Source organism: Coprothermobacter platensis DSM 11748, from assembly GCF_000378005.1.
Lineage (GTDB): Bacteria > Coprothermobacterota > Coprothermobacteria > Coprothermobacterales > Coprothermobacteraceae > Coprothermobacter > Coprothermobacter platensis.
Genome location: NZ_KB899040.1, coordinates 787580 through 808365 on the forward strand (window position 1 = coordinate 787580; position 20786 = coordinate 808365).

A 20786-nucleotide genomic window follows, 5' to 3' on the forward strand; every position below is an offset into this window, starting at 1 on the left:
GGGCATGGGTTTTTCGTGGTAGTTATTGTACTGAGCATGAGGCATGTAAACACGCAGAAAGTGGTAATTCATACAGGAGGTGATCTATTGTGAACATAATGTATTTAGGACATTCCTGTTTCCAAATCGATTGGAACGGTCTAAAAATTGTAACAGACCCCTATAACAAAGATTCTTTCGGACCTAATGGTTATGGCCCACAAAACGTTGAAGCGCATATTGTCACCATGAGTCATCACCATGATGATCACAACTACACAGGTGATTTGAGAGGTAACTTCACAGTAATCGATAAGCCGGGACATTACACTGAAAACAAGATAACCATTGATGGCTTGATGAGCGTCCACGATAATCAAGGTGGCTCTCAAAGAGGCCAGAACATCATATTCAAGATGACTGATGGAACGATCACATTGGCTCATTTAGGCGATTTGGGCCGACCTCTTTCTGAAGAAGAAAAAGAATTTCTCGCTGGAACTAACATACTTCTTGTACCTGTAGGAGGGTTCTTTACCATAGATGCCAAGGAAGCATTCGACGTAGCACAAACACTGAAACCAAACGTCGTTATACCGATGCATTACAAGGTTAGACAGACACAAACATGGCCGATTACGGGGGTAGAAGAATTCACAAACTTATGGCCATCAGCCAATGTGAAAACACAAGGCAGCGAAATTGTCGTCTCTGAACTGCCCCGTGATACGGAGGTATGGGTGCTAAGACCTTGCAGATAGACTTAAAAGAGATTGCTTATTTTCACCGTGTTAGCGACATCTCCATAGATTTTCTAAAGGAAGAAGGTATAGATGGATTAGTCGTAGATGTGGACAACACAATTATGCCTTACGATGTAGATGCGGTCCCTGATGATATAGCTTCGTGGCTCAACACAGCCAAGTGCATACTGCCCATCGTTATTATAAGCAATACCAAACCATATCGAGCAAAAATAATTAGAGAGAGCTTAGGCATACCCGCTTATGGAATGTGCTTAAAACCAGTCCCCTTCTCGCTCTATGTACTGCGAAATCACTTAAAAAATGCTAAGAATGTTGCAATGGTGGGTGACCAGCTTTTTACAGATGGGCTTTACGCAAAATGGAATCACTTGAAATTCATACGTGTGGAGCCACTTTCTCCCAAAGATGCTCCCCATACGAAGTTCACCAGGTGGTTAGAAAAAATTATTTTCTCAGGAGCAGAGCCGCTTGACAAGTGAAAAGTTTGCCTTTGCAACGCGTTTAAGTTCTGAGCATCCTGCCTGAAGTGCTATTTGTTCTGCTTTCTCCTGCGTTTCTTTGCTGCTACCTGCAGGCAAGCCGTTCTGTTCCAGCCAATCAAGAAAGATAGCCCGAGACACTATGGAAGCTGCGGCAACTGCTGGTAGTACTTCCCCTCTATAAAGGGGAATTGCTCCATGTTTTAGGAGTTCTGACCGTGCCCCAAAATCGTCGACATAAAATGGTTTTATAGGCATCAACATGTCGTAAACCTGCGTATGAAGTCCTAACAGTATCTTGTTCATATTCCCTACAAGCGCTTTCGGCTCAACCTGCGACGTTTTGACCAGCGCATGCGTTAGAAAATACTCGCCAAGCTTCTTCACTGCTTTATTTGATAGTTCTTTCCCATCTATGGCAAGTCTCATATGCAGCTGGTCTTCCAGCACCACACCGGCGACTACTAAGGGTCCAAAAATATCACCTTTCCCAGCCTCGTCAGATCCACCATGCTTTTTTATGGGTACCAAGTATTTGATGATATGGCGAGCAAGATACTCATCTTCCCTATTTATGACCAACTTCTTCTGGTAAAGGCTAATAGTAACGTCATTCAAAAGAAGATTGGAGCCCTTTGTTAATGCTCCTTCTGTCTTAAGTGCTCTTTCCAAGCGCTCCCGTTCTCCGGGATATAACCTAAGAGTCATCATTCCCATATACGTTAAAATTATCCCATGTGGGTGGAAGCTTTTGTATTGTTTTTGTTTGGTTCTGTAATAGGGTCATTCTTGAATGTGGTAATTTACCGTCTACCACGTGAAGAAAGCATAGCTTATCCACCGAGCCATTGTCCTAACTGCGGTCACAGACTCGGTCCTTTAGATTTGGTGCCTATTTTTTCGTTCCTATTCCTAAGAGGAAAATGCCGCTACTGCGGAAAGCCCATATCATGGCAGTATCCTTTTGTGGAAGCACTTACGGCTTCATTATTTGCATTAGGCACGCTCTTACCACCCAGCCAGTTAATCTTTTATCTCGTTTTTATATGTTTCTCCGTTCCCATTAGTGTCATAGATTGGAAAACGATGCTCATACCTGAACAATTGCTGATTCCATTAATTATGCTCCTGGCAATAGGGCATATCTTTACAAAAGAATGGTTCATTCTCGCCGGCGGTTTGATACTCTTCACCATTCATGCCATTATTCATTTGATTGTGCCTGAAGCATTTGGATTGGGAGATGTTCTTTTCGCTGCAGCCGTAGGCCTTATGTTCCATCCTCTTCTCATTGGTATTTGGTTCATACTCACCTATGGTTTAGGAACAGTTGTCGGCCTCATACTGATTGCAATAAAAAAGACGGGGCGAAAAACACCCATTCCTTTCGCCCCTATCATGTTTGCCGGTACACTCATGATCATTTTCTTTGGATCAACAATCTTCAATTGGTACCAAAGTCTATTCTTCTAAAGCAACTCTGGAAAACCAATTGACAAAACATCTAAGCCGCGTTTCTTTAGCTCCCTTAAAAAGATTAGCGCACCCACGTAATCACCAGGCATATGGCCAGTCAGAATAAGTACATTGTCTGGGAACTCACGTCTTAGTTTTTCAAAATCAGGCGCATTTATGTGCATGTAGACAACACCTGGAAAACCTTGTTGATACCATGTCTTTGCAACCATGTATCCCCCATTAGTGTAAGCACCGATAAGTACAGGCAGTTTGTCTACAACCTTGTGAGGGTTGCCCATGACTTGTTCTACTTTTACGTGACTATGTGGAAATGGTTCAATGTTGTTCATAGCGTTCACAATTTCATCAACGTCAGCAGGCAACACACTATCTATGGTTTTTTGAAAAACGTTTCTGGTGATTTCGTCAATAGGAGCATGTATATTCATGAAAGGCATATTTAAAAGTTTTGCCATACCTATAACACGTGTAAAGTTTTCTGTCTTGGATTGTATGTGAATGTCGAGCAGTTTATCAGCTATGGCATCATGAGCTACTTGAGCTGGTATGCCAGCTTTCATCATAAATGTGGCGTGCCTCTTGTAAGTGTCTTCGTACCTCAAAGCAGCGCTCGGAGGATGATGAGCGATGACCAGGTCAAATCCTTGCTGTTTTGCCCACAAGAGCTCCTCAGGTCCTATGTCGATTCCGAACAGCACCCTTTTGATATCATTACCCTCTACGTAAATCGAGCTATCTGAAGGTGACACGTCCAGCTCTGACATCTGCATTGCCAGTTCCATGATTTCTTCTGTATTCATCGTTGCATTCCTCCTAAACTACCTGCCAAAGCTTTACCCAAGAGTGGTCCCAATACTGCGCCCACAACACCTTGTACAACGTTTCCCGGAATTTCAGCCAAAGCAGCAGCATTCCCGTACATAAAAATCTCAACGACATAGTAACCAACGACCATGAGTGCAGGAGCAGCAACCCAACGCCAATCAAATTTAGCCTTCACATTACTTGTAGACGCCACATAGGCCTCTACACCCTTGATTAAGAACGTCCACGGACTCCAGTGCACATAGCCCCCCAATAGGTCTGCCAAAGCGCTCCCCAATCCCCCTGCAATCCAACCCATCTTTGTACCAAGCACCATTGCCACAGCAATGACCGCAGCATCTCCTATGTTTACATAGCCGCGGGTGAGTGGTTGAGGAATACGTATGATCATAGTAGCAACCGTAACGAAAGCAGCAGAAAGCGCTGTTAATGTAATATCGCGTGTTCTGTTCAACGTTAAATCACCTCCTTGGTGCTATTATAATCTGAAGTAAAATGAAATTGAATATGCAAATTGCATTTGCACCACCAGAAGAAACATATCTCAGACTTAGAAGGAAATATCCGTTCACTCCTTACGGAAAAGGAAACCCATCGCGGGTTCTGTTAAGTTGCATATTGTCCGCCAGGACCAAAGATGAGCTCACATACCCTACAGCTGATGAACTTTTTAAGAAATACCCCACACCAAAGGAATTGTGCAGTGCACCACCGCAAGATGTAGAAACACTTCTTAAACCCTTGGGGTTTTTTAGACAGAAAGCAAAACACATAAGGGAAGCTGCATGTTTTATAAGTGAAAAAGACGTTCCCAAAACCACCGAAGAATTGCTACTTGTTCCAGGAATAGGTCCCAAATGTGCAGCAATAGTGAGAGCTTTTGGTTGGGGGATACCTGACATAGCCGTAGATACCCATGTGTTTAGGATTTCAAAAAGACTGGGATGGACTACATCAGCAGATACGCTTGATCAAACTCAAAAGAAGTTGAAGTTACTGTTTCCGATAAATCAATGGGTGTTCATAAACCATTTGGTGGTCTCTTTGGGACGGGATGTATGCCGTCCCCAGAGACCACTTTGTAATTTATGTGTTCTTAGCGATATATGCCCTTATCCGAGTAATCCTTGAATGTCTCCATTTTCATCTACATAAACGTGTTCCGCCTGTGGAACCTTGGGCAGGCCAGGCATAGTCATGATATTTCCAGCCAATGGTACGATAAATCCTGCACCGGAAGAAATTTTAATGTCCTTTATAGACAAAATAAAGTTCCTTGGACGTGCTAGAAGATTCGCATTATCGCTTAGGGAATACTGTGTCTTGGCTATGCAGATAGGCAATCTATTAAGTCCAAATTTCTCAACTAACTTTAATTTTTTCTTCGCTTCAGCTGAGAATTCCACCTCACTTGCTCCATATACGCGCTTAGCAACTTTTTCAACTTTTTCTTCTACAGTGTCGTTGTTATCGTAGGCATAAATGGGTTTTACATCTTTTGCTTGACTTACAACCATGTCGGCTAATTCTAACCCACCTGCTCCGCCTTCCATAGCAACTCTGCTTTCAGCAAAGTTCGCATGAGCATGTGAAAGTAGCTCTTTTAGGTAATCTATTTCTTCCTGTTTGTCATCGGCAAACACATTGATCGCTACTACTGGTTCATAACCAAAATTTCTGATGTTATCTATGTGTGCCATTACATTTTCAAAACCGCGATCTATGGCGGCCATATCATCGCCTTGTCCGTGATGCTTTATAGCCCTCAATGAAACAACAAGCACCACTGTTGCAGGTATGAGGTTGAACTGAGGAGCAACAATATCCATGAATTTCTCAAAACCCAAGTCTGAACCAAATCCTGTCTCAGTAACGACGTAATCCGCATATGTTAAAGCCATCTTTGTAGCCAGTACGCTATTTGTACCGTGAGCGATATTAGCGAATGGACCTGCATGTACAAAAGCGGGTGTACCCGCTGCAGTCATGACTAGGTTTGGCTTTAAGGCGTCAACCATGAGCGCCGTTACTGCACCCTGAGCATTTAAATCGGCTACCGTAAAGGCATTGCCATCCATGGTTTGGGCCAAGACAATCTTGCTGACCTTTTCTTCAAAATCTTTAATGCTCTCACTTAAGGCTAAAATAGCCATGATTTCTGACGCAGCGGTTATCTCAAATCCATCTTCTCTTGGCACACCATTTCCTTGAAGCCCCACGACAATGTTCCTTAGGTCGCGTTCGTTCATATCCAAGGCTCGCTTCCACCATATCTTCGTGCTGTCAAGCAGAGGTTGTTTCTTATAATAAAGATGGTTACCAAGCATCGCTGAAATCAAATTATGTGCTGTTGTCACAGCATGCATGTCGCCAGTAAAATGAAGGTTTATTTTGTCCGAAGGTACAACATGTACCTTACCACCGCCGGTCGCTCCGCCTTTAACGCCAAATACAGGGCCTAAAGAAGGTTCTCTTAAAGTAACGACAGCCTTTCTCCCACTGATCGCCAACGCGTCAGCTAATCCAATAGCAGTAGTTGTCTTTCCCTCACCCGCTGGAGTTGGGTTTATGGATGTCACAAGTATGAGTTTTCCTCTCGCTGATCCAAGAGCACCAAAATCCACTTTATACGCGTAGTTACCATAAGGCAACAAATACTTGTCATCGATACCAAGTTTTTTTACCGATTCAGCTAAGTTCATTCAACATTCCTCCTGTCAATCACATTATTCCCATTTACAAACACCATTTCTACAGGGTTTATCCCGTGAAGATACCCCAGCCAGCTAAGAGATGGGATACCCAGTACAATAATATCCGCTCTACTCCTGGGCGTTATGGTTCCAATGTCTGTCCTGTTCAGTGCGCGAGCCGCGTAGACAGTGGCAGCAAGAAACAATTCATGCACAGGCAACCCGTAAGCAATGTGGCCTACCGTAATTGCCTGCCACGTAGACGGTGCAAAGCTTGTCCCAGGATTGAAATCTGTGGATATGGCATAGTATCCATCCACCTGTTTTATCAGGTTATATGTGTCTCGTATGTTGTAACCTAAATGCCATGCAGTCAGAGGAAGAAGGACAGGTACAGTGTTTTTACTAATCGCCATTTGAATATCTTCCTCCTGGGCAAACTCTAAATGGTCAATGCATGCAAATGGATATTTCTCCAAAAGCACGCGGCTATCATCATGCTCCATTTCCCACAGGTGTGCTTTGAGCTGGAATCCAAGTTCGAAAGCCTTTCCGAATATGGCATCTGCTTCCGGTACGGTATATCCCACGGATGAAATAAACACATCGACGAAAGATGCCAAATTGTTTTCTTTAATAGCTGGCATCGTTTCTGTAATCATTTCCTCAATGTAATCCTCGCGGCGAACACCTCTTGGAATTGCATGTGCACCTAAATAAGTTGCCACTGCATCGTATTTTTGTTTTGCCCTATGGATCACTCTGAGTAAACGCATTTCTTGCTCATGACAGAGTCCGTAGCCGCTTTTCACCTCTATGGATGTTGTGCCCTGGCACAGAAACACGTTTAACCAATACTGAAGATGCATTGATAACTCATCATCTGAAGCGGCCCTTGTAGCTTCTACAGTAGCATTTATGCCACCCTTTTTTTGTTGGTCTGCATATGCTTCACCTTGTATACGCGAGTGGAATTCCATAGAGCGGTCTCCGGCAAACACACTATGGGTATGAGGTTCGACAAAACCAGGAGCCACAATGGAATGCCTTACGTCATAAACGTTCCACTCATTGCCCACAGGGGCTTCACTGCTGGGCACAACAGCTTGCACCTGCCCATCTTCAATGATTATTGCTTGGTCAGGCAAGTCAAGAAGTGGCATATCACTTATAGGTAGTAGATCTGTCGTAGCAGGAGTTACAACATGCGCATGCACTATTACAGTCTTACTGCTCAGATTCATTCTCTGCCAACCTCGAAAGAACAGCCACGTCCAAGATTTGCTCAGCAGTAAGTTTAGGAATTTGCAGGTAATAGCTTAAGCTATTCAATGTAGCTCCCAAGGGCATAAGCCCTATGAGTTCTCCTTCCACTACTTTTACGCCGTATTTTTCAGCTTCCATCTTAACCATTTCCGTTACCCGATAAAGCGGCGTCTTAGAAAAGTCAAGTATGTTCATTGATACTTGAGCTAAGCCCTTCTGTTCAATAAACATGCCTTTAGCCTGAACGTTCGTCAAACCGCCACTGGACTCTCGGACAGCTTTTGCAATCCTATCTGCTATGGATTTGTCCTGAGTATTAAGGTACAAATTAAAAGCAATCAAAAAGTTTCGCGCTCCTACCGCCGTAGCTCCAGCAGTTGGATGAATAACAGGTTCCCCTATATCCGGGCACCTATCGGGATCCCCAATGCATACTCTTAAACCTTCGAATTCGCCTTTTCTAATATTGGGTAAACGCTTGCGCTCAGGAATTCTGGCAGTCTCAGCATACAGATATACAGGCACATGAAGTTCTTCCCACATCCATTTGCCAAACTCCATAGCCAAATTGCTACATTGTTCCATGGTTGCATTAAAAAGAGGGACAAACGGAACCACGTCCACTGCCCCTATACGTGGGTGCTCACCATGGTGCTGGTTCAAATCAATTAACTCTACTGCTTTTTTTGCCCCCGCTTTCATGGCTGAGAGCACCTCATGTGGTTCTCCTACCATGGTTACGACCATGCGGTTGTGAGACTGGTCAGCTTCCACATCCAGCACAATAACGTTGCCGCCTGCTTTTATGCCATCAACAATTGCATCCATGACATCTTGACGACGTCCCTCAGAGAAATTCGGAACACATTCAATCAAGGTCACTTCTGATCACGTTCTTCCATGGGCATACGGATGCGTTTTTCCTTTGCGACATCTTTTGCTATGTCGTAACCTGCATCTGCATGTCTTACGACGCCTATGCCGGGGTCGTTCGTTAGTACACGCCTTATTTTCTTCTCTGCCAAGTCGCTGCCGTCAGCAACAGTAACTTGCCCCGCATGTATAGAGTAACCAATACCCACGCCGCCACCATGATGCACGGAAACCCATGTAGCGCCTGAAGCCGTATTCAGAAGAGCGTTAAGTATGGGCCAATCAGCTATGGCATCAGAGCCGTCAAGCATACCTTCAGTCTCTCTATAAGGGCTTGCCACGGACCCAGTATCCAAGTGATCTCTACCCATAACAATGGGTGCCTTAACTTTTCCTGTTTTTACCAGATAATTAAACATGACACCGGCTTTATCGCGTTCGCCATAACCAAGCCAGCATATCCTTGCAGGTAAACCTTGCCATTTCACACGCTTCTGAGCCATTTCAATCCACGTTCTAAGGTGCTGGTCTTCAGGGAATAAATCCAATATCAGTTTATCTGTTTCGTAAATATCTTGTGGGTCACCTGAAAGCGCTACCCATCTGAAAGGTCCTTTTCCTTCACAAAACAAGGGTCGTACTAATAAAGGAACATAGCCTGGAATTTCGAATGCGTCTTTGTAGCCACTGAGTTCAGCCAGTTTTCTGATGTTATTACCATACTCGAAAGCTACGGAGCCCTGCCTCTTCATTTCAACCATAGCTTCCACATGACGAACCACCGATTCGCCTACTCTCTTCATGTAATCGTCGGGATTTGACTTCCTCAATTCGGCCGCTTCTTCCACAGTATAACCAGAAGGAATATAACCATTCAATGGATCATGAGCTGACGTTTGATCCGTTACTATGTCTGGTATGATGCCACGTTTAACCATTTCTGGAAAAACGTCAGCAGCATTCCCAAGTAAACCAATAGAAACTGCTTCACCTTTCGCTTTTGCCTCATCAATCATTGCCAATGCTTCGTCCAATGAATTGGCCTTTTTATCAAGATAACCAAACTGCAACCGTCTATCTATAGCCCATGGGTTGACTTCTACGGCAAGCATGATGCCATCATTCATTGTTGCGGCCAGTGGTTGTGCACCACCCATTTCTCCTAAACCAGCGGTAAGAACGAGTTTGCCTTTCAGGCTTCCGCCGAAGTAATGCTGCGCAGCCGAATAAAATGTCTCATATGTTCCTTGCAAAATGCCCTGCGTACCTATGTAAATCCAAGAACCAGCAGTCATCTGCCCATACATGATTAACCCGCGTTCTTCAAGTTCTCTGAAGTAATCCCAATCAGCCCATTTGGGCACCAACAACGAGTTCGCAATGAGAACACGAGGAGCCCACTCGTTGGTTTTGAAAACAGCTACAGGTTTGCCACTCTGAACAAGTAGCGTTTCATCTTCATCTAACGTTTTTAGTGTCTCGACAATCTTATAGTACGATTCCCAATTACGCGCGGCCCTCCCCGTACCCCCATAAACAATGAGATTCGCTGGATCTTTAGCTACCTCCGGATCAAGATTGTTCATGAGCATACGCATAGGCGCCTCAGTCTGCCAACTCTTGCAGGTTAGTTTATTTCCTCTGGGCGCTCTAATCGTTTCCATTATGATGATCCCCTCCTTTTAACATCATTTTAAAACAAAAATCGATGACGGTTGCGCTCTCTTTAGAAAAAGAGCGTATTTGCAGTATTAATAGTCTATGCCCTGGCGTGCTTTTATACCCTTTTGGAACGGATGTTTTTTCTCTTCAAAGAAAGTAACGTAGTCAGCGAGCTCTTGTACACTCTCGGTTGCGTAACGCCCAGTTATAACTAATTCCACTTTTTCAGGCTTTTCCCTTATGACATTTAAGACAGCCTCTTCAGACAAAAGGCCAAAATTAACAGCCACGTTCAGTTCATCGGCAATAACAACATCATAAAATGTGGAGTTCATCTGAAAACGCAGGAAATCCAATGCCGTTCTTGCCGCTTCAATGTCTTCTCCTTTAAGGTTTTCCGGGTCAACAAAATGATCTGTGCCAAAACGTACTTGAGTCACATTCGGCAGACTAGCCAGCACGTGGTCTTCACCGTAGTCAAAGGAGGGTCCCTTCATAAAGTGAACTATCAGAACTTTCAGCCCGCTGCCAGCGGCACGAAGGGCGAGGCCTAACGCCGCACTTGTCTTCCCTTTTCCATTGCCCGTATAAACATGGACCAGTCCATTACTAAGACCCATTACTCTTCCTCCTCACCTTTAAATAAAAACTGCCTTTCTTTTCAACGATGAAATCTTCTGTAAGATGAATACCTTCGCCAAACCCGGGCGCAAGCTGTTTTTGAATGAGTCCGGCTCTCTCTTGTAACTTCCAGAGTTCATGTAAAGCATCATTTGTTTCAACGTTTTTCAGCGTACGGTTGCACCATCTGCCGTACGGACAAAACGCGCAATGGTCAGAGATATGAGGTTTTGCATTACCCAGCGCATACTGTGAAAGAAATTGTCCAACAAACGTTTCTACTACCTCTGCTTCGCTCTCCTGAAAATTGAAAATCACTGGTTCTGCATCGCCACCTTTTCCAGCATTTCCCAGGTATACTACCCCCAATGTAGCAGGCAATGAAAGAAGGCCAAGTCGCCATAACATGGTCGCATATATTTTCACCTGTTGGCGATGCGACTCAGCTTGGTAAGAACCAGTTTTCCAGTCGAGCACAAGATTCTCAGAAAGTGCATCGGCAATACCCACAACGACAGTATCCTCAGAACCAAAACTATAATCAAACTTTACTTCGAACTCTTCTGGTTTGTAAACATCAGCAACTCTTTGAGCTGCCTTTGCCATGTTTAGAATTTCATTTACTACCTCCACGGTAAGAGGCGACTCCACAGAACCTGGAAACGCCTCAAGCAAGACAGACCAAGCAAGATCTTCCTCAGTGTCAAAAAGACCTTTATGATCTCCTGAGAGCATTCGGTAGATAAGTTCATGCACAGCTGACCCAAATTGGTCAGCTGTACCAGTGGTTTGAATAGGCATTTGAACACTATAATCTAAATAAAGGGGACACCAATAAAGGAGAGAAGTAACACTTATTCTTCTCATAACTGCAACAACGCTCCTCCTTTTTCACGTGGGAACAAAACAGAAATCAATTCTTCTGTGGCTGTACTCTCATCAATTTGCCCCAATTTCATTTTTAAATCCAAGCTAAAGAATGTACTGATGATAGTACGCAACTCCTGCAAGCTGAAATTTCTACCAATTTGCGCACAGCGCATAACAAAATAAGGGCTACGGCCCCCTTCTTGAGCTAACGCAGACGCACTCATATTGAGCTCTTTGCTTTTCCATGCCAAGCTGAATATACGGTAAAGGAAAACAAATATTTGTTGAAATGCTTCGCCTTGCTGCAAAAGATTATTCAGTTCCACTTCTACTCTCTTACGATCTGGCTTCTCCAAAGCTTCCATCAGAGTAAAATAATTGCCCGTAAGTAAACTGCCTACCACATAGGACTCCAAATCTGCTGGAGTAACTACGTCCGTTATCAAACTAAGTTTTTCGATTTCCGTGTAAGCAGCCCATAAATCGTTGTCACAGGAATCCAGTAATTGTGAAGCCATGGAAGCATCGCATTTTACACCATTAACTTTGAATTCGGCAATAATCCATCCTACCGCTTCCTTCTTAGGTAGCGGTTTACACTCAACTGATTGAGCTTGAGGTAACTCCACATCTCCTATGACTACCACAATGCCATTGAGAAAACCCATTTTAATTTCCTTCAACATGCGATCTCTTAAGGCCTTCTTACTAGGTAATTCCACAACAATGATACGCCTCGGAGAAAAAAGCGAATAGCTACTTAAGGAATGCAATAAATCAGCATTTTCACCATCAATACGAACGATTTCTGCTCCTGTTTGGAGCCTGAGCCAAAAAATGATACGTTCTTTTAGAAAGTCGTTTTCTCCAGAAAGAACATAAAGCTCTTTTATATTTCCGTTTCTTATCTCGTTTATAGTTTTAAGAGCATCCACTTGCTTTGTCACTCCAAATGTTCAGCACTTCTTCTACATTTGACTCATTCCCCGCCAAGATTGTTTTGGAATGAAATAAATCGAATGGCTGTCCAGAGAAGTCCTTAACGACGCCACCGGCTTCTTGTACCATGAGAACACCGGCAGCCACATCCCAAGGATTAATACCGTACTCAAAATACAAACCATACATGGATGAAGCAGTATAGGTAAGATCGAGTGCAGCAGATCCCATACGTCTTATGTCCATAACCTGTGCATACACAAGACTAAACAAGTTTGAAAACCATTCTAATTTGTCTCGCTCCTTAAAGGGAAAAGCAGTTGCAACTAGCGTATTCTTAAGTGGTTTATCATTTATGTGAATTTGTCGTTCATTTAAAAATGCTCCATTTCCTTTTTGAGAAAAAAACAATTCCTCCATTACAGGGTTATATACCACACCTGCTTGAAGCGAACCATTCTCTATCACACCTATACTTACGCAGAACTGGGGAATACCAGAAGCGAAGTTGTTTGTCCCATCTAACGGATCCACCACAAACAATGGATCGCCTTCTGTTACTAAATCTTCTTCAGCGAAAAAGCCACATCCACGGTAATCTTTTGAGAGCTGTTCTACGATATATGACTGAGCACGCAAGTCATATGTTGTAACGAGGTCATTCACACCTTTTTTTTGTATATCAAAGTTGGTTCTGAAACCTTCCTTCAATATCTCGCCTGTTTTTAAAGCCACTCTAATAGCGGCATCCCATTTGCTCATAATAACTTTATGATACTACGTTGAACGTCACACTTTTTTGATGCTGTTGTTATTCAGAGAAGCCAATACTTCCCATCCAAGCATTATCACATAAGCAAGGATGTAATACCAGAAAAGTACCACAGGAATGGAGGAAGCGATTTTGAATACAATGCTTGTACTAACTTGCTTTATGTAATAGGTAACAATAACTGACGCTATCTGCCATATGGCTGCCTGCACGACACCAACCACAATAGCGTCACGCCATTTAAAGTGCCCATCTAAGAAAAAATTGAATCCTACAAAAAATACAGAATAGAACAAAAAATTGTAGAACCAAGAAGGAATAATGGCAAAAAACCCGCTGAAAATGGTATATCCCCAAACAGCAAAAGCAAGCAGTAGAACCAGGGCAAAAGAAAGTAGCCTTATTACAACAGTGGAACGCCGACGCCTACCAGCGATAATGGATGCCGCATGTTCCAAAGAAGCAAATATGTTGGTGCTGCCCCAAGCAAGCGGAATAAGTAAAATCCAAGACCATTTAGAACTTATTGATAAGGACGTGATGATGGGCTTAAGCAATGCCTCATAATCTGGGGAAAGATAGTTTACTATGGAAAAACTCACTGATTCACCGAAAAGAAGAAATATGAAAAGTGCCAAAGCAGCTGTAGAAAAAAACATGAAATAGGAAAAAGCTCCAGCAAAAAATGCTATGTCATCGCGAGCGATTTTGGAAACTAAATCCCTAAACCAGCGCATCTCTCAATAATACAGCAAGCGTTGCAGAAAACGCCGCCAAGGGAATTTGAATGCATCCGAGAACTGTTATTACAATGTAAAACCAACTACCAGGCTCCGCCACTTGGCCCATGAGCAATGCCAGCGCATAACGTGACCATAATGCCCCATTCAACACATGTATAATATAGCATAAAAACATGAGTGGCAGCGCAGAACGACTTCTGTTGCGTAAAGCCATGATTCCCACAATGGTTGGGATGAAGAACAGTATAGGAACAACTACGTTGTTGATCATCAATGGCCATGTTATAAAAAAGATTACCGAAGAAGCTATAAAAGATATGTGCAGGAATCTCAACGATTTGCTTTTGCCTGTAAAGTCTTGAACACTGGCTCTTAGATAGCGATCCAGCGTCTTTATGCTCTTGATAAACGCCCTTTGAGATGATGGCGTTTCTAATCCTTCGGAAGCTTTTTTTTCCACCTTTGTCAAATAATCCAAGAGGCTTTTCTTCTGTTCCTCAAACGGCTTTCCAATCTTTAAATCTGCGTAGATGTGTGACATTTCTCTTAAATCCTTCAACAGAGCATCCTTTGTTCTCCCATCATTTATGGGAGCTTTTTCCAATTCCGCTAATACTTTGTCTATAGCATCCTTGACATCACGTGCCACTTTTTTACCTCCACAGTTCGAAAAAGAATGAACACAAAGATAGGGGGAGCATTAAGCTCCCCCTACAATACTATAGCTTATTGCCGTGTTTCAACAATCTTGGCATGGACCAAGATACTATTCCAATGATGACACCCCAACCGATAACAAGAAAAATCAAACTGCTCGCTGACATGTGTCCGTCACCTCTCTCATCGTTTATTTTTCTACAAGTACTCGGTTTTGTTTTATCTCTTCAGCATATTTTGTGCGAACAGCATAATAAGCCTCTATAAAGCCCAGAATAAACACAATTATTAATGCTATTCTTGCCATATTGACCCATGGCACAAGCTGAGGTTTATCCGCTACAAAAGAAGGAACGATTCTTATATAACCCTGCTTGAAATAGCTCACAGTCGTTCCTACAAGCAAAATGATAATGTATGTAGGTGTTACAAACCGCATAATTACTGTAAACCACCACTGTGGCAGAGTCGGCCAGAAAGAACCACGCATCATTTCTTTCCATGTAGCAGGCTTCTTTGTCTTTCTATCTACGAACAGCCAAGCACCCACAATAACTTCTACCAATCCAAGAACAACCAAGAAATAGGACCCAATCCAGTTGTCCATTTCAGTCAAATAAGCCAAATCGGATGTTTTCGTCAGTATGGGTTCCAAGGCAACAGGCAGCCCAGCCAATATGTAAACAACAAATATGGCAATAGAAGCCCAAACACGTTTTATCTTGAGATCTTCTTCGAGCAGTGCAACTAAGTAGTTGTACATGGCAACAGCGGAGGTCCATCCTGCAAAAAATAGCAGCAAGAACCAAAGAGCACCGAAAAACTGACCTCCCGACATATCTCTAAATATATTCGGCAGTGATATAAAAGAAAGCCCTACACCAGAGCCCATACCCTCGGGGCCAAGATAAGCAAATGCCACAGGAAGAGCAATAGTACCACCCAGAATGACCTCAGCAAATTCGTTGAGCCCAACAGTGGCAAACCCTGATAACACCACGTCATCATCGGGCTTTAGGTAACTTGCATAGTTGTTGATAATCCCCATACCTAAAGATAACGTAAAGAATATTTGGCCGGCCGCAGCCAAAGCCGATTGAAATGAAATTTTGCTCCAATCGGGGTGCCAAATATAATCCAGCCCTTTTATGGCGCTCCATTCAGGCTTAACAGGAGCTCCCAAAGTAAGCACGCGCACAATGAGTATTAGGCCAATCACATAAAGCGTAGGCATCATAAAGGAGGCCCATTTCTCAATACCTCCACTAACACCACGCCCAACAGCATATCCTAAGCTCAAGAGCGCGATGATCCAGAACGTTAACATTAAGCCCGGATTCTGCAAATAATTGGCAAAATATTGAGCCGTGCTAATGTTGCTTTTCATGTAATCGCCTGTCGCAGAAAGGTAAGCGTAACCTAATGTCCATCCCACAATGTGTAAATAATAAGAGTTAAGCAAAATAGTGACTCCTAAAGCCAACATACCGCCAATACCTGCCCAAACAGCCGCTGAACGAGGGCTAACTTTTGTCCTTGCCATGAGATAAAGCATAGGACCCTCCGTACCATGACCGTACATGCCACCATGCCGACCCATAGTCCATTCCAGCCACATAAGAGGTATTCCAAGAAGGAATAAAGCAGCAAAATACGGTACGAGGAATGCTCCTCCACCCCATTTACCGAGCTGGTAAGGAAAACGCCAGAAATTGCCGAGACCGACAGCGTTTCCAGCCATAGCTAAGATCATACCTAAACGTGTCCCCCATGATTGTCTTGACTCTGCCTCCGCCATGCACTCCGCCTCCTCAGAAAAAAGATATGTGTAATTATAGAATGTGTTTTACTTAAAAGTCAATAAAAGAAGGCTTAACATGTGTGGTACTAATAAAGTCAAAACCGCGCCAAATAAAACGTAAAAGGGGCAAATAGAATGCCCCTTTCTCATGGAATACTATATTACATTATGCACATGTTCATTCAAAGAAGAACTTTCTGCGGAACGCCAAACAATGCTAACAAATCCGGCCCTAAGTGAGTGCCTATAACAGGACCAAGCCGAAGTACATCCTGTTTATGCATATTATGCTCTAACATGAAGCTTTCTAAAATACTGACCTCGTTATAATTGTCAGCCCATACAATATCTAAGAAAAGCTGTTCATCTCCAAAATTCTTCACCATGAACTCTGGCATTTCCCTAATGGCAGCTTTTCTGCCTCTGACTACTTTATAAGAGTTCACTTCTCCGTCATCCACAAAGAGGAGAGGTTGGAAATGCAAAAGATTACCTGCCAAAGCCTGAGCTTTTCCAATTCGTCCCCCTCTTGCGAGATGCTGTATTGACGCCAAGAAAATGGTTTTATAGCTGTCTCTAACCGTCGTAAGATGGTTCATAACATCGTCAAACGACCACCCCAGGTCTATGGCTTTAAGCGTTTCCTGGACCATACGGTACGGAGCCGCTGCCACAGACTTTGTATCGAAGCTTACATACCTACCACCGAACTCCTTTTCCAGCATTTGAGCTTCTTCAAAAGTAACAGAGAAGAACTTAGATAACCAAATACCTATTACGTAGTCATTATCCTGCAATAAGTCACTTATAGCATCTCGAACCTCTTCCACAGGAGCCGCAGAAGTTGTGGGTAGGTCACCACCCTGTCTCAGCTCTTTATAAAATTGATCCCAATTGACTTCGGAAAGTTCTTTGTAACTTTGATTGGCCTTATTAACACGAAGTTCTATAACCCTCGTGCCATCTAAAGGGCCAGGTGCATAGGCGGAGCTGTCAAAGACAACTCCTATTCTACTCTTGCTCATCTTTTTCCCGCTCGCTTTCCCCAGCGTTTTCAGATGTCTTTAAGAAAATCTGTACCCTGCGATTAGGGTCAAACCCCGTGCTTTTACTTTCGAAGGCAGGATATTTCTCTCCTACAATTCTATGCACTTCCCTGCGTTCCCACCTCAACATGGGAGGAAGTGTTAGCGGTTTCTTTATTCTTTTTGCTCTCTGCACACTGTCTTGAACCATTTCTTCGAGCTGTCTTATACGTTTTTGTTTATAGCTCATAACATCCACATCAACGTGAGAAATCTCTGGGAAACGCGCTCTTATTAAATAGCGAACAAAACTCTCCAGCGTATCCAGAAAAGAGCCATGCTTGCCTATGAGGATTCCCAAGTCATCGCCATCTACGCTAATATGAAGCTCATCTTCTACTTGTTCGGCATGGACGCTACCTGTTTTCCCCAAAGCGCGCAAGATAGACTCCATTATTTGTACACCGACCGACTCGGGAGAAACAACCCATGCTTTCACTATGACTTCATTGCGCAGAAGGCCTCGTTTTTCCGACACTACCTCATATTCTAAATTATCAGTATTGTAATACTGTCTGGCTTTTTCTAAAGCCTGCTCCACGCTTTCCCCTATAAACTCCATCTTATGTTTGCACCTCCCCAAAAACGTTCAGAGAAGACGCTCTACTTCTGAGCGGCAGCTTTCTTATTCTCAAGCTCATTTTGCACCATGCGGCGTATTATTACAGACTCAGCGATACTTATAAGTGAATAGACAAGCCAGTAAATTGCCACGCCAAACGGGAAGCTACGGGCAATAAAACCTATCATAATCACGAAAACCCACATCATCATGTTTTGTTGTCTTTGCATATTGGGGTCTCCCGTGGGCTGGCTTGTGAACTTGAATTGGAAGTATGTAACCAGCACCATAACAATTACCGTAATCCATGTCGGATCAGGCTTGCTTATGTCAGTAACCCAAAGGAATGGGAGTCCCTTGAAGTTAGGGTTAGAAACCAAAGACCCGTAAAGTCCAAAAAATATTGGTATTTGCAAAAGTGGCAACAAACAGCCAATAAGAGGGTTTACACCATGTTCTTTATAAACCCGCGACTGTGCCTGAGCCGCCTGCTGAGGATCATTCTTATATTTCTTTGCAATATCCTGGAGCTCACCCTGTATGCTACTTATTACAAAACTGGTACGTAATTGATGGTACGTCAACGGCTCCAAAATCAGTTTGAGCAGTACAGTCATAACTACGATATCCAGAGGGTAATTAGGCACTAAACTGTAAAGCAACTGAAGAACCCACGAAAAAAAGTTACTTATACTCGCAACCATAGAATTTTTACTTCTCCTTTCTTAGGTACTGGATCGTATCCTCCTGGGAATAGTGGATTGCATGTTAGCACACGTTTAAAAGTGAGCACAGAGCCCCAGAAAAAACCGTGCTCCTCTACAGCTTGTTCCCAATACGCCGAACATGTCGGCGTATGACGACAAACGGGACCAGGTAGCACCAGTTGTCTGAAAAACCTATAGAACTGCAGCAGTATGCGAACTGTTTTCACCGCTACGCCATTCACTGAAAAACTCCTTCGCCTGCTGCCGCCACGTTTTTTCAGGCATATTCAAAATGGCAGACCTTGGCAGAATAATGTAGTAACCATCGGGCAGCGTCGCGCGATTTTGTGACCATGCCTCTAAAAGCAGTCTTCTAATACGGTTACGTTTCACAGCGTTTCCAAAACGCTTACTCACCACAACCGCAACTCTTTTCTGCGTCATACGTAAGTAGTAAACCACAACCACGTCAGAGCGCAGTACACTGCCCTCACCATAAACCTTAGAGAAATTACTTTTGCCTTTTAACCGCAGGTCTCGCTTTACTGCCATTAACGAGGAACCAATTGGTGACGTCCTTTTTGGCGTCTGCGCTTTATCACATTTCTTCCGCCAGGTGTGGACATCCTTGCAAAAAAGCCGTGCGTTTTCCTGCGATACCTCTTGCTTGGTTGATACGTTGCCTTCACTGCGACCTACTCCTTTCATAAAAAAGCATTTTTGTCCTTTTTGCTGTACTGTTCTCCTTTTGTATTATTCCAAGGAGATTTTTATTAGACCGTTTGGCAAGAACACAAAGTTAAAAGTCAGCATATAAATTATATACTACAGACGGAGGTGATCATCAGTGTTTTTCCAGTCAGACTTAAACCACATCATTTTGTTTGGAGAAGGTTCGTTAGATAAACTTAGAGATTATGTAGCTCCCATGGGTCATGGTGTTTTCTTGGTTACAGGGAAAAGTGCTAAAGAACGCGGGCTCTTGGATAAGCTAAATGCACTCCTTAACGGCTTGGATGTCATCCATTTTGATAATGTGTCGCCGAACCCGAAAGCAGAAGAAGTAGACGAAGCGCTGTCACTGATCAAAACCATGGGAAAACCGGTTGACGTAGTAGTCGCTGTAGGTGGTGGCAGCGTGCTCGATTTTGCCAAAGCTGTTGCAGCTGCTTATTCCTCGCACAAGCCACTAACAGACCTGTTTGGCATAAACATGGTACCTTCAGCACTGCCTATCGTGGCTGCCCCCACAACGCATGGGACAGGCTCTGAAGTCACAAAGTACTCCGTTATAACACATGAGCACCAGAAGAAAACCATAAGTGACGAAAAGATTGTCCCCAAAGTTGCCATAGTGGACCCTGAACTTACCTACTCTATGCCGGCCAACGTCGCCATAGATACAACCTTGGATGCACTTTCCCATCTTACAGAAGCATACTTCTCAGCGCTGAGCAACCCGATCACAGATGCCTTTGTTGAAAAAGGCATGCAGTTTATCGCTCCGCACCTGAACAATTTAGATAATATGAACAAACAAGCACATGAAGATCTGTCGTTAGCATCACTACTCGGTGGGCTTGCCATAAACGTATCTGGCTCCGGCATTGCCCATGCCATGGGATATCCGCTTACCACAGAGTTTGACATTCCACATGGCCGAGCAAACGCCATTCTCATGCCCGTCGTGTTTAAATTCAATGCTGAGGTTAGACCTCAACATTATGAGAGGTTGGCAAAAATGCTCAATGCAGATGATTTAAGCACATTCCTCAGCGACTTGAGAACAAAGTATGGTATATCAGACCAAATCAAAAATATAACATGGAGCCCATCCCTGCTGAACAAGTGGGCAGATCAAGTTGTAAACAACAAACGGCTTATGAATTCTGCTTGCAGGAAACCAAATGCAGATGAAGTAATTCAACTTTACAAGGAAGCTTTTGGTATTTAATGCGTTTATAGTGCGTTTTTACAGTGTTCTCTTCAAAATATGGGCTTAAGTG

The 20786-nt window shown here is 43.4% G+C and carries 25 protein-coding genes; 5 read left to right on the forward strand and 20 right to left on the reverse strand.

The window, feature by feature from the left end; translation table 11 throughout:
- Positions 1-98 precede the first annotated feature (98 nt).
- Both D890_RS0104410 and D890_RS0104415 read left to right on the forward strand, forming a co-directional pair.
- On the forward strand, positions 99-740 hold the full coding sequence (locus D890_RS0104410) for an MBL fold metallo-hydrolase (protein WP_245533170.1): 642 nt from the start codon (positions 99-101) through the stop codon (positions 738-740).
- A complete protein-coding gene (locus tag D890_RS0104415) occupies positions 716-1225 on the forward strand; it encodes a YqeG family HAD IIIA-type phosphatase (protein WP_018963305.1) in 510 nt (169 codons plus the stop codon). Before D890_RS0104410 ends, D890_RS0104415 begins: the two co-directional genes overlap by 25 nt.
- Here D890_RS0104415 and D890_RS0104420 read toward each other — a convergent pair.
- Positions 1199-1942: a ribonuclease H family protein gene (locus tag D890_RS0104420; RefSeq protein WP_245533140.1), complete on the reverse strand. Its 744-nt coding sequence runs from the start codon at positions 1940-1942 to the stop codon at positions 1199-1201. The genes D890_RS0104415 and D890_RS0104420 overlap by 27 nt on opposite strands.
- A gap of 18 nt (positions 1943-1960) precedes the next feature.
- Here D890_RS0104420 and D890_RS0104425 point away from each other — a divergent pair, with 18 nt between their 5' ends.
- Entirely contained in the window at positions 1961-2698 is a 738-nt protein-coding gene (locus D890_RS0104425) for a prepilin peptidase (RefSeq protein ID WP_018963307.1), read from the forward strand.
- Here D890_RS0104425 and D890_RS0104430 read toward each other — a convergent pair.
- Positions 2695-3504, reverse strand: a complete 810-nt coding sequence (locus tag D890_RS0104430; RefSeq protein ID WP_018963308.1) for a Nif3-like dinuclear metal center hexameric protein — start codon at positions 3502-3504, stop codon at positions 2695-2697. The genes D890_RS0104425 and D890_RS0104430 overlap by 4 nt on opposite strands.
- On the reverse strand, positions 3501-3983 hold the full coding sequence (locus D890_RS0104435; protein ID WP_018963309.1) for an ECF transporter S component: 483 nt from the start codon (positions 3981-3983) through the stop codon (positions 3501-3503). The genes D890_RS0104430 and D890_RS0104435 overlap by 4 nt, the downstream gene beginning before the upstream one ends.
- A 41-nt stretch (positions 3984-4024) precedes the next feature.
- On the opposite strand from D890_RS0104435, the gene D890_RS0104440 reads away from it, so the two are divergent.
- A complete protein-coding gene (locus D890_RS0104440; RefSeq protein WP_018963310.1) occupies positions 4025-4660 on the forward strand; it encodes an endonuclease III domain-containing protein in 636 nt (211 codons plus the stop codon).
- Here the strand turns inward: D890_RS0104440 and D890_RS0104445 are convergent.
- From D890_RS0104445 to rpmH, 17 genes are all read right to left on the reverse strand, one after another.
- Entirely contained in the window at positions 4642-6231 is a 1590-nt protein-coding gene (locus tag D890_RS0104445; RefSeq protein WP_018963311.1) for a formate--tetrahydrofolate ligase, read from the reverse strand. The two genes, D890_RS0104440 and D890_RS0104445, sit on opposite strands and share 19 nt — an antisense overlap.
- The gene (gene hutI / locus D890_RS0104450; RefSeq protein WP_018963312.1) at positions 6228-7466 is read right to left on the reverse strand and encodes an imidazolonepropionase; all 1239 of its coding nucleotides are present in this window, start codon (positions 7464-7466) and stop codon (positions 6228-6230) included. Before hutI ends, D890_RS0104445 begins: the two co-directional genes overlap by 4 nt.
- Entirely contained in the window at positions 7450-8370 is a 921-nt protein-coding gene (gene ftcD / locus D890_RS0104455; protein ID WP_026291316.1) for a glutamate formimidoyltransferase, read from the reverse strand. Before ftcD ends, hutI begins: the two co-directional genes overlap by 17 nt.
- Positions 8367-10028: a urocanate hydratase gene (gene hutU, locus D890_RS0104460; RefSeq protein WP_156802668.1), complete on the reverse strand. Its 1662-nt coding sequence runs from the start codon at positions 10026-10028 to the stop codon at positions 8367-8369. The genes ftcD and hutU overlap by 4 nt, the downstream gene beginning before the upstream one ends.
- Before the next feature lie 84 nt (positions 10029-10112).
- Positions 10113-10643, reverse strand: a complete 531-nt coding sequence (locus D890_RS0104465) for a cob(I)yrinic acid a,c-diamide adenosyltransferase (RefSeq protein ID WP_018963315.1) — start codon at positions 10641-10643, stop codon at positions 10113-10115.
- On the reverse strand, positions 10633-11511 hold the full coding sequence (locus tag D890_RS0104470; protein ID WP_018963316.1) for a PD-(D/E)XK nuclease family protein: 879 nt from the start codon (positions 11509-11511) through the stop codon (positions 10633-10635). The genes D890_RS0104465 and D890_RS0104470 overlap by 11 nt, the downstream gene beginning before the upstream one ends.
- Positions 11508-12449, reverse strand: coding sequence for a DNA polymerase III subunit delta (gene holA, locus D890_RS0104475; RefSeq protein WP_018963317.1), 942 nt, complete (start codon positions 12447-12449; stop codon positions 11508-11510). The genes D890_RS0104470 and holA overlap by 4 nt, the downstream gene beginning before the upstream one ends.
- Positions 12436-13215 carry an inositol monophosphatase family protein gene (locus D890_RS0104480; protein WP_040363486.1) on the reverse strand — a complete coding sequence of 260 codons (780 nt, stop codon included), beginning with the start codon at positions 13213-13215 and terminating at the stop codon, positions 12436-12438. Before D890_RS0104480 ends, holA begins: the two co-directional genes overlap by 14 nt.
- A 27-nt stretch (positions 13216-13242) precedes the next feature.
- Positions 13243-13962 (reverse strand): YhjD/YihY/BrkB family envelope integrity protein, encoded by a 720-nt coding sequence (locus D890_RS0104485; protein ID WP_018963319.1) that lies wholly within the window; start codon positions 13960-13962, stop codon positions 13243-13245.
- Entirely contained in the window at positions 13949-14617 is a 669-nt protein-coding gene (locus D890_RS0104490) for a hypothetical protein (protein WP_018963320.1), read from the reverse strand. Before D890_RS0104490 ends, D890_RS0104485 begins: the two co-directional genes overlap by 14 nt.
- A 198-nt stretch (positions 14618-14815) precedes the next feature.
- A complete protein-coding gene (locus D890_RS0104495; protein WP_018963321.1) occupies positions 14816-16423 on the reverse strand; it encodes a sodium:neurotransmitter symporter family protein in 1608 nt (535 codons plus the stop codon).
- A 185-nt stretch (positions 16424-16608) separates the two neighbouring features.
- Positions 16609-17451: a DegV family protein gene (locus D890_RS0104500; RefSeq protein WP_018963322.1), complete on the reverse strand. Its 843-nt coding sequence runs from the start codon at positions 17449-17451 to the stop codon at positions 16609-16611.
- Complete coding sequence (locus D890_RS0104505) at positions 17438-18073, reverse strand: R3H domain-containing nucleic acid-binding protein (RefSeq protein ID WP_018963323.1); 636 nt, start codon at positions 18071-18073, stop codon at positions 17438-17440. Before D890_RS0104505 ends, D890_RS0104500 begins: the two co-directional genes overlap by 14 nt.
- A gap of 41 nt (positions 18074-18114) precedes the next feature.
- Entirely contained in the window at positions 18115-18777 is a 663-nt protein-coding gene (locus tag D890_RS0104510; protein ID WP_018963324.1) for a YidC/Oxa1 family membrane protein insertase, read from the reverse strand.
- Complete coding sequence (yidD, locus tag D890_RS08110) at positions 18762-19022, reverse strand: membrane protein insertion efficiency factor YidD (protein WP_211209993.1); 261 nt, start codon at positions 19020-19022, stop codon at positions 18762-18764. Before yidD ends, D890_RS0104510 begins: the two co-directional genes overlap by 16 nt.
- On the reverse strand, positions 18973-19332 hold the full coding sequence (gene rnpA / locus D890_RS07775; protein ID WP_083916934.1) for a ribonuclease P protein component: 360 nt from the start codon (positions 19330-19332) through the stop codon (positions 18973-18975). The genes yidD and rnpA overlap by 50 nt, the downstream gene beginning before the upstream one ends.
- Complete coding sequence (rpmH, locus tag D890_RS08140) at positions 19332-19469, reverse strand: 50S ribosomal protein L34 (RefSeq protein ID WP_083916935.1); 138 nt, start codon at positions 19467-19469, stop codon at positions 19332-19334. The genes rnpA and rpmH overlap by 1 nt, the downstream gene beginning before the upstream one ends.
- Before the next feature lie 158 nt (positions 19470-19627).
- Between rpmH and D890_RS0104520 the strand changes: the two genes are divergently transcribed.
- Positions 19628-20734 (forward strand): iron-containing alcohol dehydrogenase family protein, encoded by a 1107-nt coding sequence (locus tag D890_RS0104520; RefSeq protein WP_018963326.1) that lies wholly within the window; start codon positions 19628-19630, stop codon positions 20732-20734.
- Positions 20735-20786 lie beyond the last annotated feature (52 nt).

Excerpts from the sequence above, each read along its gene's own strand:
- D890_RS0104410 (WP_245533170.1), top strand. The coding sequence starts at position 99 with ATGTATTTAGGACATTCCTGTTTCCAAATCGATTGGAACGGTCTAAAA.
- D890_RS0104415 (WP_018963305.1), top strand. The coding sequence starts at position 716 with ATGGGTGCTAAGACCTTGCAGATAGACTTAAAAGAGATTGCTTATTTT.
- D890_RS0104420 (WP_245533140.1), bottom strand. The coding sequence starts at position 1,942 with ATGGGAATGATGACTCTTAGGTTATATCCCGGAGAACGGGAGCGCTTG.
- D890_RS0104425 (WP_018963307.1), top strand. The coding sequence starts at position 1,961 with ATGTGGGTGGAAGCTTTTGTATTGTTTTTGTTTGGTTCTGTAATAGGG.
- D890_RS0104430 (WP_018963308.1), bottom strand. The coding sequence starts at position 3,504 with ATGAATACAGAAGAAATCATGGAACTGGCAATGCAGATGTCAGAGCTG.
- D890_RS0104440 (WP_018963310.1), top strand. The coding sequence starts at position 4,025 with ATGAAATTGAATATGCAAATTGCATTTGCACCACCAGAAGAAACATAT.
- D890_RS0104445 (WP_018963311.1), bottom strand. The coding sequence starts at position 6,231 with ATGAACTTAGCTGAATCGGTAAAAAAACTTGGTATCGATGACAAGTAT.
- hutI (WP_018963312.1), bottom strand. The coding sequence starts at position 7,466 with ATGAATCTGAGCAGTAAGACTGTAATAGTGCATGCGCATGTTGTAACT.
- D890_RS0104465 (WP_018963315.1), bottom strand. The coding sequence starts at position 10,643 with ATGGGTCTTAGTAATGGACTGGTCCATGTTTATACGGGCAATGGAAAA.
- D890_RS0104470 (WP_018963316.1), bottom strand. The coding sequence starts at position 11,511 with ATGAGAAGAATAAGTGTTACTTCTCTCCTTTATTGGTGTCCCCTTTAT.
- D890_RS0104480 (WP_040363486.1), bottom strand. The coding sequence starts at position 13,215 with ATGAGCAAATGGGATGCCGCTATTAGAGTGGCTTTAAAAACAGGCGAG.
- D890_RS0104485 (WP_018963319.1), bottom strand. The coding sequence starts at position 13,962 with ATGCGCTGGTTTAGGGATTTAGTTTCCAAAATCGCTCGCGATGACATA.
- D890_RS0104495 (WP_018963321.1), bottom strand. The coding sequence starts at position 16,423 with ATGGCGGAGGCAGAGTCAAGACAATCATGGGGGACACGTTTAGGTATG.
- D890_RS0104500 (WP_018963322.1), bottom strand. The coding sequence starts at position 17,451 with ATGAGCAAGAGTAGAATAGGAGTTGTCTTTGACAGCTCCGCCTATGCA.
- D890_RS0104505 (WP_018963323.1), bottom strand. The coding sequence starts at position 18,073 with ATGGAGTTTATAGGGGAAAGCGTGGAGCAGGCTTTAGAAAAAGCCAGA.
- D890_RS0104510 (WP_018963324.1), bottom strand. The coding sequence starts at position 18,777 with ATGGTTGCGAGTATAAGTAACTTTTTTTCGTGGGTTCTTCAGTTGCTT.
- rnpA (WP_083916934.1), bottom strand. The coding sequence starts at position 19,332 with ATGGCAGTAAAGCGAGACCTGCGGTTAAAAGGCAAAAGTAATTTCTCT.